The sequence below is a fragment of the Niveispirillum irakense DSM 11586 genome, assembly GCF_000429645.1.
GTDB lineage: Bacteria > Pseudomonadota > Alphaproteobacteria > Azospirillales > Azospirillaceae > Niveispirillum > Niveispirillum irakense.
Genome location: NZ_AUCG01000016.1, coordinates 499430 through 514086 on the forward strand (window position 1 = coordinate 499430; position 14657 = coordinate 514086).

General features: G+C 63.3%; 16 protein-coding genes. 4 read left to right on the forward strand and 12 right to left on the reverse strand.

What is annotated here, in order from left to right; genetic code table 11:
• The first annotated feature begins 389 nt into the window (after window positions 1-389).
• On the forward strand, window positions 390-2075 hold the full coding sequence (locus G473_RS0105825) for a methyl-accepting chemotaxis protein (protein ID WP_029012335.1): 1686 nt from the start codon (window positions 390-392) through the stop codon (window positions 2073-2075).
• A 42-nt stretch (window positions 2076-2117) separates the two neighbouring features.
• Here G473_RS0105825 and G473_RS0105830 read toward each other — a convergent pair whose 3' ends face one another.
• From G473_RS0105830 to hisB, 7 genes are read right to left on the reverse strand one after another with little or no spacing between them, the layout of a single operon-like run.
• A complete protein-coding gene (locus G473_RS0105830; protein ID WP_029012336.1) occupies window positions 2118-2474 on the reverse strand; it encodes an HIT domain-containing protein in 357 nt (118 codons plus the stop codon).
• Window positions 2475-2533: 59 nt separating this feature from the next.
• The gene (locus G473_RS0105835) at window positions 2534-2896 is read right to left on the reverse strand and encodes a phosphoribosyl-ATP diphosphatase (protein ID WP_029012337.1); all 363 of its coding nucleotides are present in this window, start codon (window positions 2894-2896) and stop codon (window positions 2534-2536) included.
• A gap of 15 nt (window positions 2897-2911) precedes the next feature.
• On the reverse strand, window positions 2912-3685 hold the full coding sequence (gene hisF / locus G473_RS0105840) for an imidazole glycerol phosphate synthase subunit HisF (protein ID WP_029012338.1): 774 nt from the start codon (window positions 3683-3685) through the stop codon (window positions 2912-2914).
• Window positions 3686-3690: 5 nt separating this feature from the next.
• The gene (gene hisA, locus G473_RS0105845) at window positions 3691-4419 is read right to left on the reverse strand and encodes a 1-(5-phosphoribosyl)-5-[(5-phosphoribosylamino)methylideneamino]imidazole-4-carboxamide isomerase (protein WP_029012339.1); all 729 of its coding nucleotides are present in this window, start codon (window positions 4417-4419) and stop codon (window positions 3691-3693) included.
• 4 nt (window positions 4420-4423) lie between these two features.
• Window positions 4424-4999 (reverse strand): GNAT family N-acetyltransferase, encoded by a 576-nt coding sequence (locus tag G473_RS0105850; RefSeq protein ID WP_029012340.1) that lies wholly within the window; start codon window positions 4997-4999, stop codon window positions 4424-4426.
• The gene (gene hisH, locus G473_RS0105855; RefSeq protein ID WP_029012341.1) at window positions 4996-5646 is read right to left on the reverse strand and encodes an imidazole glycerol phosphate synthase subunit HisH; all 651 of its coding nucleotides are present in this window, start codon (window positions 5644-5646) and stop codon (window positions 4996-4998) included. The genes G473_RS0105850 and hisH overlap by 4 nt, the downstream gene beginning before the upstream one ends.
• A 36-nt stretch (window positions 5647-5682) precedes the next feature.
• Complete coding sequence (hisB, locus tag G473_RS0105860) at window positions 5683-6315, reverse strand: imidazoleglycerol-phosphate dehydratase HisB (RefSeq protein WP_051329919.1); 633 nt, start codon at window positions 6313-6315, stop codon at window positions 5683-5685.
• A 152-nt stretch (window positions 6316-6467) separates the two neighbouring features.
• On the opposite strand from hisB, the gene G473_RS0105865 reads away from it, so the two are divergent.
• On the forward strand, window positions 6468-7670 hold the full coding sequence (locus G473_RS0105865; RefSeq protein WP_029012343.1) for a trypsin-like peptidase domain-containing protein: 1203 nt from the start codon (window positions 6468-6470) through the stop codon (window positions 7668-7670).
• Window positions 7671-7724: 54 nt separating this feature from the next.
• On the opposite strand, the gene G473_RS0105870 is transcribed toward G473_RS0105865, so the two are convergent.
• Entirely contained in the window at window positions 7725-8516 is a 792-nt protein-coding gene (locus G473_RS0105870) for a substrate-binding periplasmic protein (protein WP_029012344.1), read from the reverse strand.
• A gap of 112 nt (window positions 8517-8628) precedes the next feature.
• Window positions 8629-9315 carry a hypothetical protein gene (locus tag G473_RS0105875; protein ID WP_029012345.1) on the reverse strand — a complete coding sequence of 229 codons (687 nt, stop codon included), beginning with the start codon at window positions 9313-9315 and terminating at the stop codon, window positions 8629-8631.
• Window positions 9316-9499: 184 nt separating this feature from the next.
• Between G473_RS0105875 and G473_RS25280 the strand changes: the two genes are divergently transcribed.
• Window positions 9500-10171, forward strand: coding sequence for a RibD family protein (locus G473_RS25280; protein ID WP_210163228.1), 672 nt, complete (start codon window positions 9500-9502; stop codon window positions 10169-10171).
• 18 nt (window positions 10172-10189) lie between these two features.
• On the opposite strand, the gene G473_RS0105885 is transcribed toward G473_RS25280, so the two are convergent.
• From G473_RS0105885 to G473_RS29025, 3 genes are all read right to left on the reverse strand, one after another.
• The gene (locus G473_RS0105885; RefSeq protein ID WP_029012346.1) at window positions 10190-10786 is read right to left on the reverse strand and encodes a hypothetical protein; all 597 of its coding nucleotides are present in this window, start codon (window positions 10784-10786) and stop codon (window positions 10190-10192) included.
• Window positions 10787-10894: 108 nt separating this feature from the next.
• Window positions 10895-12022 carry a M48 family metallopeptidase gene (locus tag G473_RS0105890; protein ID WP_029012347.1) on the reverse strand — a complete coding sequence of 376 codons (1128 nt, stop codon included), beginning with the start codon at window positions 12020-12022 and terminating at the stop codon, window positions 10895-10897.
• A 3-nt stretch (window positions 12023-12025) separates the two neighbouring features.
• A complete protein-coding gene (locus G473_RS29025) occupies window positions 12026-13300 on the reverse strand; it encodes a DUF898 family protein (RefSeq protein WP_161630947.1) in 1275 nt (424 codons plus the stop codon).
• Window positions 13301-13522: 222 nt separating this feature from the next.
• Between G473_RS29025 and G473_RS0105900 the strand changes: the two genes are divergently transcribed.
• Complete coding sequence (locus G473_RS0105900) at window positions 13523-14599, forward strand: Fe(3+) ABC transporter substrate-binding protein (RefSeq protein ID WP_245579996.1); 1077 nt, start codon at window positions 13523-13525, stop codon at window positions 14597-14599.
• The last annotated feature ends 58 nt before the right edge of the window (window positions 14600-14657 follow it).

The window sequence follows — 14657 nt, forward strand, 5'->3', positions numbered from 1 at the left end:
GGAAATCCTCACCTGCCCTGGACGGAAAGTAAGTGGAAATCCATTCATGCTGCGCGCGATGGATACTTATAATTTCATTTGAAACAATTCTTCACTGTGATGATTTTCGTTTGATTGGCAATTGACCATCAACCATATCAAAATTCTTACTGATATTTTCAAGATCAACTACGTAATATGGATAAGTATTCTTTAACAAATTCTCGGAAAAGACATATAAATATACCATCTTCTACATGTAACATGATTTCCACATACATAAATTTATTAAAAAATCCTCTTCAGCTCCCTTGGCTCCCTTTGGAGAATCACGCAAGATAGCCTTCAAAAAGAAAGCGTGTTTCCAGTCCATGCGGGGCAAGGGAACGCCGGAGAACCGGGGAGGTGAAATGCGCGCCTTGAAGAATCTGCCCATCGTCTGGAAGCTGGTGCTGCCTTTGCTGCTGATGGGACTGCTCACCATCGGCACTTCGCTTTACGCCCTGTCACAGATGCGCGGCGTCGGCAGCCATTTTCAAAACATGCTGGGCCGGTCGGAATCCAGCAAATCCATCCTGCGTGCCAGCGAAGCCGCCACCGATCTCGGCCGCCTGGGTTATATGATGGCGGCGGAAAGCGACAGCTTCATCCTGGAAAGCATGAAGGATGAGTTGGCGCTGAAACGTGAGCAGTTGCTGACCCATCTGGCTGAGGTGGAAAAACTGCTGCCGGAGCGCAAACCCGATATTGATCTGGCCCGCCAGGATACGGCCCGGATGATGGATATTGTGGAACAGGCCCGCCGGCTGGCGCTGGACGACAAGGGTGACCAGGCCGCCGCCGTGCTGGTTGATCGTTTCGATATCAAACTGACTGACCTGCTGGACCGGCTGGCCGTGACCACCGAGGATGTGCAGGAGGCCATGGATGCGGGCAAGCAGGAGGCGGAAGCCCAGTTTGACCGCGCCCTGGCCGTGACATTGGCCGGGGGCCTGTCCGGTACGCTGCTGGTCTTGGCCCTGGGGATCGCCATGGGCATGATGGGCATTTCCCGGCCGCTTCAACGCATTGTCGCCAGCATGACCCGGCTGGCCGATGGCGATCTGGATGTCGCCCTGCCCGCCGCTGACCGGCGGGACGAGATTGGCGCCACCGCCAAGGCCCTGGGCATCTTCCAGCGCAATATGCGCGATGCCGCACGGATACAGGCCGAACAGGCGCAGATGGAAGAGCGGGTGGAAGCGGAAAAGCAGGCCCAGCTTGCCCGTCTGGCCGATGAGTTCCAGGCCGGGATGCAGGCCGTGGTGGCCACTGTGGGCGGAGCGGCGGGCCGCATGCGGGGCACCGCCCAAGGGCTGGCCGGGGTAGCGGACCAGACCAACCGCCAGTCGGAGAAGGTGGCCAGTGCCGCCGAACAGGCGGCGGAGAATGTGGGCACCGTCGCCGCCGCCGCCGAGCAGCTTTCCGCCTCCATCAACGAAATCGGCCGCCGGGTGACGGAAAGTGCCGGGATTGCCGATGAGGCTGTTGCAGAGGCGGAACGATCCAATGCCACCGTGGCCGGGCTGGTCGACGCCGCCCAGCGTATTGGCGAGGTGGTTCGCATGATCAGCGATATTGCCAGCCAGACCAACCTTTTGGCCCTGAACGCCACGATTGAGGCGGCGCGCGCCGGAGAGGCCGGCAAGGGCTTTGCCGTTGTGGCATCGGAAGTGAAGGCGCTGGCGACCCAGACAGCCAAGGCGACAGAAGAAATCGGCAGCCAGATCGCCGCCATGCAGGCCGCCGCCGGCAGTGCGGCCCATGCGATCCACGGGGTCAGCGGCACCATCGGGCGCATCAACGGCATCGTCGCCACCATCGCCACGGCGGTAGAGCAGCAGGGGGCGGCCACGCGGGAAATCGCCCATTCCGTCAGTCAGGCGGCAACAGGCACCCAGAATGTCAGCGCCACCATCACCGATGTCACCCGCGCTGCGGCCGAAACCGGGGTGATGGCCGAGGATGTTCTGTCCGCCGCCGATGAACTGGTGGGGGAATCAGACGCCCTGTCCCGTCAGGTGGAACAGTTCGTCGCCCGGGTCCGCACCGGCTGAGGGCGAGGAAAAAAAGGGGGGCCGTCACCGCCCCCCGGCCTGTCAGGCCAGCAGCGGGCCCAGCGGGCGGCCGCCGCAGATATGGATATGGAAGTGCGGCACTTCCTGATGGCTGTCCGGGCCATGATTGGCCAGCAGCCGATAGCCGCTATCATCCAGCCCAGCCTGGCGTGCCACCAGACCGGCGGCGCGGATGAAGCCGACAATCTCGTTCTCTGTTGCCTGGGCGCTGAAATCGGCGAAAGAGACGAAAGGCCCCTTGGGGATCACCAGGATATGGGTCGGCGTCTTCGGGTCGATATCGTGGAAGGCCAGCGCATACTGGTCTTCATAGACCTTCTTGCACGGTATCTCCCCACGCAGGATACGGGCGAAGATATTGTTGCGATCATAGATCAAGGTGCCGTTCCTTCCGCTTGCTCGTTCCCCGCGCGCCCCGTGCCGGTGTTCAGTCCGGTTCAGTCCGGCTTGCGGCTTTTCTTCTCGGCGATGCCGCTGATGCCGCGCCGTCCTTCCAGGATGGCATAAACCTGCGCCGGGTCCAGCCCGGCATCGGCCCACAGCACCAGCAGATGGTACAGCAGATCGGCCGATTCGGCCGCCAGCTTATCCTTGTCGCCGGCCATGGCCTCGATGACGGTTTCCACCGCCTCCTCGCCCACCTTCTGCGCAATCTTGGCCCGCCCGCGGGAGAAAAGCCGCGCGGTGTGGGAGCTTTCCGGATCACCGCCCTTGCGCGACAGCACGGTGCGGTAAAGCTCGTCCAGCACATGCCCCGCTGCCGGGGGCGTAGGGGCCGTCTTGTCCTTCTTGTCCGCCATGGACCTGCCTTTGCGTTAGAGCCTGACCGGGATGCCGGCGGCGGCCATATGTTCCTTGGCCTGACGGATGGAATAGGTGCCGAAATGGAAGATGCTGGCGGCCAGCACGGCAGAGGCATGGCCCTGGGTCACGCCTTCCACCAGATGATCAAGCGTGCCCACACCGCCGGATGCGATGACGGGGATGGGCACGGCATCGGCCACGGCACGGGTCAGTTCCAGGTTGAAACCCTGTTTGGTCCCGTCACGGTCCATGGAGGTGAGCAGGATTTCCCCCGCCCCATATTCGGCCATGCGCCGCGCCCAGGCGACCGCATCCAGGCCGGTACGGTTACGCCCGCCATGGGTGAAGATTTCCCAGCGCTTGGCCCCGTCCGGACCCGGCTCCACTTCCTTGGCGTCGATGGCGACGACAATGCATTGGGAGCCAAATTTCTGCGCGCCCTCGCGCACGAATTCGGGGCGGTGGACGGCGGCGGTATTGATCGACACCTTGTCCGCACCCGCCAGCAGCAGCTTGCGGATATCTTCCACCACGCGCACCCCGCCGCCCACGGTCAGCGGCATAAAGACCTGTTCCGCCGTGCGGCGGACCACGTCATAGATCGTGTCGCGATTGTCGGAACTGGCGGTGATGTCCAGAAAGGTCAGTTCGTCGGCGCCGGCGGCATCATAAAGGCGGGCCTGTTCCACCGGATCACCGGCATCCACCAGCCCGACGAAATTCACGCCCTTGACGACGCGGCCGTCCTTCACGTCCAGGCAGGGGATGATGCGCGCCTTCAGCATCCGCCTTACTCCCCGCGCAGCAGGGCCAGCGCCGCCGCCGGATCGATGCGCCCGTCATAGAGCGCGCGACCGGAAATCACGCCGACGATGCCGGTATCTTCCACCTTCTTCAAGGCGGCCAGATCGGCAAGCGAGGACACACCGCCCGAGGCGATGACCGGGGTGGTCAGGTGGCTGGCCAGATCAGCCGTCGATTCCACATTCACGCCGCCCATGGCGCCATCACGGTTGATGTCGGTATAGATGATGGCGGCAACGCCGCAATCCTCGAACTTCAGCGCCAGATCCAGGACACGCATATCGCTGCGCTCGGCCCAGCCTTCCACCGCGACATAACCGTCACGGGCATCAATGCCCACCACAACCTGATCGGGGAAGGCCTTGCAGGCCTCCTTCACCAGGGCCGGGTCCTTCAGGGCCACGGTGCCCAGGATGACGCGGGTGACGCCACGGGCCAGCCAGCCTTCAATCGTGGCCAGGTCACGGATGCCGCCGCCAAGCTGCACCGGCAGCTTCACGCGCGACAGGATGGCATCCACCGCCTCGCCATTGACGGGGCGACCGGCGAAAGCGCCATTCAGATCGACCAGATGCAGCCACTCATACCCCTGCGCGGCAAAGCTTTCCGCCTGGGCGGCCGGATCGGTATTGAAGATGGTCGCCTGTTCCATCTCACCGCGCAGCAGGCGCACGGCATTACCGTCCTTCAGGTCGATGGCAGGAAAAAGGATCATGGCGTCAGGCCCCCGCTTGCGGGGTGTCCTGCACCCCTTCTTCTTGCAAAACTTTGTAATAAAAATGGCCGGCAATGCTGCGCCCGCGGGCGCGGGCATAATGGGGATGGGTGCCCCAGCGCACAAAGCCCATCCGCTCATACAGCCGGATGGCCGCGTGCTGGGTGTCGCGCACATCCAGGTTCAGAAGCTGGAACCCTTCTTTGCGCCCATGGTCGATCACCGCCTGGGTCAGCAACCGCGCCAACCCATGGCCACGCGCCCAGGGCGCGACGAAAGAGGTGGTGAGGGTGCAGGCAAAGCTCTGCGCCTCATTATTGCGGGTCGGGCGCATCAGTTGCACGGAACCGGCGACGATCCCGTCCAGCCGGCCGATGAACAGCACCCGTTCCGGCACTGCCAGCACCCCGCCCCAATAACGCTCCATCACATCGCGGTCGGGCGGCGATACCCAGCCGAACCCGCCGCCATCCAGGATCGCCGCCTCTGTCGCGTCACACAGATCCAGCATGTCGATGCGGCGCAGTTCCGTCACCAACTCCACCGACGTTTCCGTCTTCGGGGGCAACAGCTCCGTCATGGCCGCCACCGCAGGAAATTGGCGATCAGGCTCAATCCCGCCTGCTGGCTTTTTTCCGGGTGGAACTGGGTGCCGATCATGTTGTCACGACCAACAATGGCGGTGAACGGCCCGCCATAGTCACATTCCGCCAGCACCGCCGCCGGATCGGCCGGGCGCATGGCATAGGAATGGACGAAATAGACATGCGAACCGTTACCCAGCCCGGCCAGCACCGGATGGTCCGGCGCGTTCAGCCGCAACTCGTTCCAGCCCATATGCGGGATTTTCAGCGACGGGTCAGTCGGCGTCAGCGGCGACACCTCTGCATCCAGCCAGCCCAGGCCCGGATGGTCGCCATGTTCCCGGCCCACCTTGGCCATGAGCTGCATACCGACACAGATGCCCAGGAAGGGCCGGCGATGCACGATCACCGCCTCATAAAGCGCCGACACCATGCCTGGCACGGCATCCAGCCCGGCGCGGCAATCCGCGAAGGCCCCCACGCCCGGCAGCACCACCCGGTCGGCCTTGCCGACATTCGCCGGATCGGCGGTGACATGGATTTCCATATCCAGACCGGCATCCAGCGCGGCACGTTCCAAAGCCTTGGCAGCGGAACGCAGATTGCCGGAGCCGTAATCGATGAGGGCGACGGTTTGGGTCATGGCACGCAACCTTCGTCGAACGGGCAGAAGGGGAGGTTACAGCGAACCGCCCAGCACGCCCTTGGTGGAGGGCACGGCATCGGCCTTGCGCGGGTCGATCTCGATCGCGGCACGGAATGCGCGGGCCAGCGCCTTGTAGCAGCTCTCCACAATATGGTGATTATTCTCACCATAGAGGTTTTCGACATGCAGCGTGGCACCCGCCGCCTGGGCAAAGGCCTGGAACCATTCCTTGAACAGTTCGGTATCCATGTCCCCCAGCTTGTCGCGGGTGAACTGGACCTTCCAGATCAGGTAGGGGCGGTTGGACATGTCGATGGCGACACGGGTCAGCGTCTCGTCCATCGGGATCATCGCGTCGCCATAGCGCTGGATGCCGCGCCGGTCGCCCAGGGCCTTGGCCACCGCCTCGCCGATGGCAATGCCGCTATCTTCGGTCGTGTGGTGGAAATCGATATGCAGATCGCCTTCCGCCTCCACCTCCAGATCAATCAGGGAGTGGCGGGATAATTGTTCCAGCATATGGTCCAGGAAACCGACGCCGGTTGACACCTTGTAGATGCCGGTACCATCAAGGTTGACGGACACACGGATGCGGGTTTCCTTCGTCATGCGTTCCACAACGGCACGACGCGGGGCACGGGCGGGGGAGGCGGGATCGTTCGACATAGGGCTTTGGTATCAAGCACAAGCCCCGCTGTCACCAGACCTGATTGCAAGGCAGGACAAAGGTTGGCGCGGCACGGGCTGGATTGCCACACCGATTTAATTGTATTTTGGCGCGATTGATCGCTTTACCAAACTGTCGGGGCGGGACTGAATTGCGACCGAATCATGCGTGGCCGTTTCTGTTCGCCCTGTTGGCCGCTGGCTGTGGCCATGATCCGGCCCCCCCGGCGCTGCCCCCTGCCGCGGTCGCGGATGCAGGCACGGGGGTGCCGGGAATTTTCCTGAACACGGCACGGGTGGAATTGCCGCGCGGCGGCAAGATCGGCGGCTATGGGTTCGGTCTGCTCTGTGTACCGCCCTATAATGACATTGCCTGGAACCAGCCCCCTTCCTGGCCACGGGCGCTGACCGTGGGGATCGCCGACGGGCTGGCGGCCGCCGGGCTGGGCACGGCCGGGCAATCAGGCCGGACGGCACCACCCGCCGGGGCGGCGGTGCTGTCGGCCCGGGTGACGGGGCTGGATTACGACCTGTGCCGCAGGATCGACCTCTGGTTCGGCCGCCGTACCGGCGAAACCGGCAGCGCTGAGGTTACCGTGGCCTGGGAGATGCGGCGCGATGGCCGGCTGCTGTTCAAAGGGGAGACGGTGGGCACGGGCGGCAGTGACGATCCCGCCCTGACCGACAGCAAATTGCTGATCATGGCCAACGCCCTGGCCGATGCCGCCCGCGTGCTGGCACAAAGGCCGGATTTCCGCGACGCCCTGTCCGCCGGCGCCCTGGAGGGCACCGACACCATCGCATCCACAGCCCAGTCAGAGACCACGCCGCCAGAAACCCTGACGGAAGAAGCCGATGCCGGGCCGACCCCGGCGGGCGGGCCCCTTGTCACCTTGCGCACCCCCCGCGCCCGGCTGACCGGTCTGGTTCTGGCCGATGGGATGCTGCTGGTCCGGGATGATCATCTGGCCCGACGCCTGCCGGACGGCGATACAGACCTGACCGCGGCCCTGCCGGATGGCCGTCAGGTAAAAGCGGTTCTGCGCTGGCGGGATGAGGGGCGCGGGCTGGCCCTGCTGGCCCTGGAAGGGTGCGCGTGTGAACCAGTACCGGTGCGTCCCCGCAGCCCAGCCCCCGGCACCCTGCTCTATGCCCCGGAAGGGGGACCGCCCGCCATGATGGCCGGACGGCGTACCACACCACAGGGCCGGAGACCTTGCTGCTGGTCGATCTGGCCGGTAACCGGCCCGCCCCGCCCTTTTTGCTGGACGGCAATGGACGGTTGGCGGCCATCGCCGCCGGACCTGTGCTACCGGGTGATCCCGCCCTCTACCATCTGCCCGGCCGGCTGTTGAAGGGGCTGGGGCTGCTGCCTGCTTCCTGAAACAGTCAGCCCCTTCAGCCCGGTATTACTTGGCCCAGTCGCGCAGGCCGTAACGGCCCAGGATTTCAGCCAGCTTGCCATTACCCCGCATTTCCAGCAGCTTGGCGGAAATCAGCTTGGCATAGGTAGCGCTGTTGGGATCCTTCGGGGAGAAGCCGATGGACACTTCTGATTGCTCGCCCAAGGGCACATAGGCGAACAGATTGCGGTAGCCCTTGGATTCCAGCAGGTAATCGACAACGTTGCTGTCTTCGACCAGGGCGTCGATCTTGCCCTCGATCAGCATATTCACCAGGTCTTCGGTCACGTTATCGCCAGAGACCTGGACAAGGTTCGGGGCGTCCTTGTTGGCATCGATGAATTTGTTGATCCGCTCACCGTAATAATAATCCTTGATCAGGCCGAAGCGCAGTTGCTTCAGCCCGTCCAGCTTATCGGCACTCAGCCCCGTAATATTCTTGCTGCGGTTGACCACCAGGGTCGGGCGGGACATGCCCAGTGGTAAGTCGGGATAGATCAGCGACGGCGCTTCATCGGCCACTGCCCCCACGGCAGCGGCGACCTTGCCGTTGGCGGTGCCTTCCAGCACCTGGGTCCAGGGCATCAGGGCATAATCAACCTTGTGCCCAGCCCCTTCCAGCGCGGCGGTGGCAAGTTCGATCAGGTAGCCAGGGTGATTGCCCGGCTCGCAATTATAAGGACACCAGGCATCGGCACGCAGGGTTACCTCTGTCGCAAATGCGGTACCAGCCGGCGCCAGAAGAAACAGCGTGGTGCAGAGCGCGGACGCAAAACGCGACATGACAGAAAAACGCATAAACCTGCCCCCTGAATTGATTCAGCAGGAGGTAAATCAAAAGATGTGGAAAGCTGTCAATGTTTCCAAGGGATAGAATGGCCTCTTCAAGGCCGTCAATTCCGCCCTGATATTAGAAACGGTAGAGCATCCCCAATTTGACGGCAGGGTAAAAAGCGAGATTTTTCAACTCTTTTACCAGACGGCGCTCTTCCATTTCGATCACCGGCTGGAAACGGGGATCGTCCGTCACCGGACCGTCCGCGGACAGGCGTACCCGCGGCTTTCCCTGATAGAGCAGCCCGATATCCAGGACTGACAGCCATCCTTCATTGCCGACCGGCCCCGTAAAACCAATACCGGCATAAGGGGCGGCGCGTGGGAACCATGCCCTGCCCTTCACCAGGCCCAGTTCTTCCGGGGTCAGGGCAATCTGGCCAACGCGCACCAGTTCCCGCGCCCGGCCTTTGGCCCGCAATTCCGTGAAATTGGCGCGGCCGCCAACACTGACCCGCCACCCCCGGTCGTCCCAGGGGAAATAATCCACCGTGCCCCCGACGGAGGTCAGGCGGGCATCGCCATTATACTGGACCCCGGCAATGCCGAATTTGCGATCCAGATAGAAAAAGGCAGTGTCGGCGCGCAACGCCCACCGGGCGGATGGCCACCATGCCAGTTCCGGACCGATGCCACTGGTGGAGACGATTACGCCAGCCGCCACATCGCCAGCCGTCCGGGTGACGACAGGCTCTCCCGCTTCAGCCATGGGTGAATGCAGCAGCATGAAAGTGACAGCAAGAAAAACTGCATTCAAACGCATGAATATTCCGACACAGATAATAAGCGGTGCCGAGTGTTTAGCAGCCCCTTGAACGCCCGGCAAGCGCGCCCACCCGGCCTATGCACCCTGGCAGGGATACCGGGCTGAAGAACAGGTGGACGCGCGAGGGGCAGCACACCACCTTATCAGCGTGGTTGCAGAGGCGGGGTCGCGGATGGAATGGGTGCATTTGTCAGTCTGCATGTCGCTGGACGGTCATATCGACGCCGCCAATGGCGACCGGCTTGTCCTGTCCAGCGAAGAAGACTGCCACGACATGCACCGGCTTCGGGCAGAATGTGATGCGATCCTGGTCGGGGCGGGCACGGTGCGGCGGGATGAACCGCGCCTGACCGTGCGCTATCCCGAGTTGGTGGCGGCCCGGCGTGCGCGGGGCCAGCCCGACCAGCCGACCAAGGTGACCCTGACGCGATCCGGCCTTCTGGACCCGACGTCCGGCTTTTTTGCCCAGGGGGGCGACCGGATCGTGCTGTGCGAAGAAGCACTGTTGCCAGAGTTGCGGCAGCAACTGGGTGGGGTGGCCCATCTGGCGGCCCTGTCATCCCCGGGCCCGACCGGCATCCTGGAGGCGCTTTCCCGGCTGGGTGTCCGGCGCCTGATGGTGGAGGGCGGCTGCCAGATCCTGACCCAATTCCTGGCTGCCGGGGCTTTCCATCGGCTGCGGCTGGCCGTGGCCCCCTTCCTGCTGGGGCAACCGCAAGCCCCCCGTATCACAGGGCCCGCCGATTTTCTGCACGGGCCGGACCGGCGCCTGCGCATCCTGGGCACACGCACCCTGGGCAATGTCGCCGTGATCGATATGGAGAATGAAACGCCGCGCTTCGCCCCGGATTGACGGCCCTGTGGGGAGACCTTACCCCGCCGCCAGACGGAAACAGCCGGCCGGCTGCCAGGGGGACAGGTTTGGCGCCTTGCTGCGCAAGGGCAAGCTGCACCCGCCCAGGGCCAGCCCCGTGGCCACCGCCAGCAAGGCGGGGCGCAGATCCCGGCGGATGGCCGGGGTGGTCAGGCGTGCCAACAGCAAATCACCGGACGCGGCACGGGGATGCTGCAAGGTGGCCAGCACCGTCAACAGGGCCCGTTCATCACCGGAAAGCGCCGTCATGCAGCCATTCCCGATATCGGGACGTGTGGTGGGATAGGCGTGCAGCACTTCCAGCGCCTCTTCCCAGGCCAGCAGAATATCGGCCCAACCCTCTGGCAGCAGGCGGCGATATTCCGCCTCCACCTGATCCCAGCGATACCGGCCATGGCGCCAGCGCCGGGCGGACCAGAGCAGTAATTGTTCGGGCCGGGACAAGGTGAAGACCGTCATCCCGTCCATCTCCCCGGCCAGGGCGCGGGCGCGCGCTTCATGGCTGGCCCTGTCCCCTTCCCCGGGGCGAGGGTTGCTGCCGACGGTCGGCGCGGTCGCAACCAGATCGGGCCACCAGGGCGCGTGTTCACTCATCCTCGCCATCTCCCTATCCATCGGGTTGATAGGGAGAGAATATTGCGAATCATTCTTAATTACAATGGGACAAATGGGAGACGGGAGTGTTTCTTGAAGCCGGTCGGGCTATTCCCCGGCCGGCTCCGGCGTCTTTTCCGGTGACGGGGCATCCGATGCCGGCGGCTTGCAGATCGCCTGTAACGCTTTCCATTCCGTCTCAGTCAAAGCCGGGGTCGGGTTTGCCGGCGCGGGATAGGCGGCAAGGGTGGCTACCCGTTCGGAGATTTGCGGATGGGAGCCCAGCCATTTTTCAAGCCGGCCTTCCTTGAGCTTCAATTCCTGCTTCAGCGCATCGAACAAACCGCCCAGCGCCGCCGGTGAATAGCCGCCATCCAGCAGGCGATCGGCGGCATAGGCGTCGGCCTCCCGCTCCTCATCCTGGCTGAAGCCGGATTCGCTCATCTGTGTGACGCCGACGGCCAGAACGCCACCCCCGACATCCCCCACCAGCATGGAGACCAGGGTGGAGGCCAGGCTGTAACGAATCACCCGCTCCATCGAATGGCCATGGACGATGTGCCCCACCTCATGCGCGATGACGCCCAGGGCCGCTTCCGGCGTGGGAGAAAGGCGCAGGATGCTGTCCGTCACCACCACATGCCCCGGCAGGGCAAAGGCATTGGGGATTTTGGACTGGATGACGCGCAGGCGGAAGGGTGGCACCTCCGCCCGGGGCAGGCGCCCCACAAGCCGGTCCAGCGCAGCCTGCCCGGCAGGGGCCTGGCAATTTGCGTCCCCACCTTCGTCTGTCAGGATCGTGACCAGAAGGCTGGAAACCTGATCACCGATCCGGCGCTGCCAGCGATCCGGCACCATGGGCGCCAGAATGGTAGCCAGCATCGGCATGATGACGAACAGCAGCAGCAGAACAGAAACCGTCGCCCCGCCGATCCAGACCAGCAGGGGCAACTCGAAAATCTTGCCATGGCGCTTCCGGGCGGTGCCCTGCGGCGCCATGGCATGGAAAAGGGCGACATCCTGCACGACAAGCGCCGCATGGGCATCAGCCGCCAGGCCATACCGCGCGGCCCCGTCGGGGAAATCGCCCTCCACCTGCGCCACAGCCCGCCACGGCCAGCGGTCCAACTCCCGCCCATCGGCACGGGTGATGACCAACTGGTCGCCCTGGCTGGACAGGCGCACGGGCACGCGCACGCCCCGTGGCTTGTCCTCATAAATGGCGTCAATTTTCATGGATCAGATACCGATATCGCCCAGGGCATCGGCCATCCCCTCACCCCGGCGCGGGGCGGGTCGGCCGCGATTGAAGATATCGGACACGGCATCGATATTGTCGATCCGCAGATAGCGCCCCACCGCCTTCATCATCTCCACCATCACCCAGGCGACGGAGACCAAGTTGAGACCGACAAACAACATGAAGGTCACGGCCACAATAACAAGGAAGGCCGTGAACCCCTGCGCCGGATCGCCCGAATCAACACCGGCAGTGAACCCGGCAAAAGCCGCCACCATAATGCCGATCAGGACGGCCAACACCACCAGCGTGACAATGGGAATGTAGAGAAGGCGGGCCGTCGGCAGCGACAGCCGGAAGCTGATCGCCCCCAGCCGGCTGCTGGTGATGAACTGGCTCCACATCCGGCAATTATAATGGAAAAAGACCAACGCCGCCGGTACCAGCAGGGCGAAGTAGCCAAAAGCCCCCATACCGCCCATCGCCGGCATGATGTCATCGGGCAGCGGAGGCAACGGGTCCCCCGCTTCCTGCGCCGCCTGCATCTGCATGGAATAGATAAAAAGCGGCCAGAAGGAGGAGACGAACCCGATATAGGCCGCAGCCACCAGCCCCCAGGCCAGCAGATAAGGGCCCCACAGCCCTGCCGGCTTGGCGTCGGCGCTGAACTGCTCCGTCCCGAAATAGGTGATGCCGGCGCGGTAATTGTGAACCTTCGCCTGCGACCAGGGCAGCATCAGACCCAGGGTCAGCACGCTGGGCAGATAGAATTTCAGATGCGTCCCGATAAACTGGGTAAAGCTGCCCGTCTGGCCGGCATGGATGCCGCGCCATGCCGTCCGGCTCAACAGATAGCGCCGGGCGAAATAGATGGCCATCAACCCCAGGAAGGAGAAGAAAACCAGCGTTCCGAGATTGACGATCAGATGCGTCAGCGTATTGGGCGGGGTCATGGCGGAGATGACACCGAACACACCCATGACCGGAACCAGAATGATCAGCGCCAGCAGAAAGCCGATCAGCAGCTCCTTGGCCCGACCGGTATAGGCCAGCGGTTCCCCCTGGATCGACACAGAAGACCAGAGGCGGCGACGGACATTGGTCCGCGCCCAGAAACGGTAAATGCCCAGCGTCAGGATGGTCAGCACCAGATTTTTCAGCAGCAGGCCGATCAGGGCACCGCGTGCCACATTGACCTCTACCCTTGTGCCGTCACCCGGCCCGCCCTGCGCCGGAACCGGTATTTCCCCTGACATTGCTAACTCACTGGTCATTCGACCCCCCATTTCATCTTTTTGATGTAGGGCACTATGAATGGCTTAAAGGGGCCCTGTCCAGCCACACAGGCAGACAATCTTAATTTTTTCAAAGACATACATCCATGTGAGGTAGGCAGGCAAAAAGTATTTGCGAATCGCTCGCACCGGAGGGGTTGACATAAGCCCCCCCGGACCCCGACATAACGGCAACCCTCATAAATCAATGGCAGGAGTTGGATGATGGTTTTCCCCACGCGGCGCGCATTTACCAAACTGGTCGGCGGGATGATGATGGGCACGGCCCTTCTGACCCTGGCCGCGTGTGGCGAGAAAAAGGAAGAACAGGCCGCCGCCCCGGCACCCCAAGAGGTGAACATCTATTCCTCCCGCCATTATGATGCGGACAAGCTGCTGTTCGCCGCGTTTGAGGAAAAGACCGGCATCCTGGTCAATGTCATTGAAGGCAAGGATGACGAATTGATCGAGCGGCTGCGCGCGGAAGGGCAGAACAGCCCGGCCGACCTGCTGCTGGCCGTGGATGCCGGCCGCCTGTGGCGCGCCCAGGATGCCGGCGTGCTGCAGCCGGTGCGCAGCGACGTGCTGGAGAAAAAGGTACCGGCGGCATATCGGGAGCCGGAAGGCCATTGGTTCGGCCTGTCGGCCCGCGCCCGCATCATCATCTATAATAAGGAGAAGGTGCAGCCGACGGATCTGGCCCGGTACGAGGATCTGGCCGATCCGAAATGGCAGGGCCGGCTGCTGATCCGCAGCTCCACCAATATCTATAACCAGTCGCTGGTCGGCTCCATCGTCGCGGCCGACGGTCCGGAACAGGCGGAAGCCTGGGCGCAGGGCGTGGTGAAGAATTTCGCCCGCCCGCCGCAGGGCGGCGATATCGACCAGATCAAGGCGGTGGCCGCCGGTGAAGGGGATATCGCCGTGTCCAACACCTATTATCTGGCCCGTCTGCTGAATTCCAGCAACGACGCGGAAAAGGCCGAGGCCGAAAAGGTCGGGGTGATCTTCCCCAACCAGGGCGACCGGGGCGCGCATGTGAATATATCCGGCGCCGGGGTCACCAAACATGCCCCGCACAAGGACGCCGCCATCAAGTTCCTGGAATTCCTGACCACGGCAGAAGCGCAGCAGATCTTTGCTGAAGCCAATTACGAATTCCCCGTGGTGGACGGTATTCCCGCCCATCCCGTCGTCGCCGCCTGGGGTGACTTCAAGCGCGACAGCCTGAATGCCGCCGTCTATGGCCGCAATAATGCCGAAGCGCTGAAGATCATGGACCGCGCCGGCTGGAAATAAGCCGTACCGGGCGGAGAATTAAAAAGGGGCGGCCCCGCACGGTGCCGCCCCTTCTGTT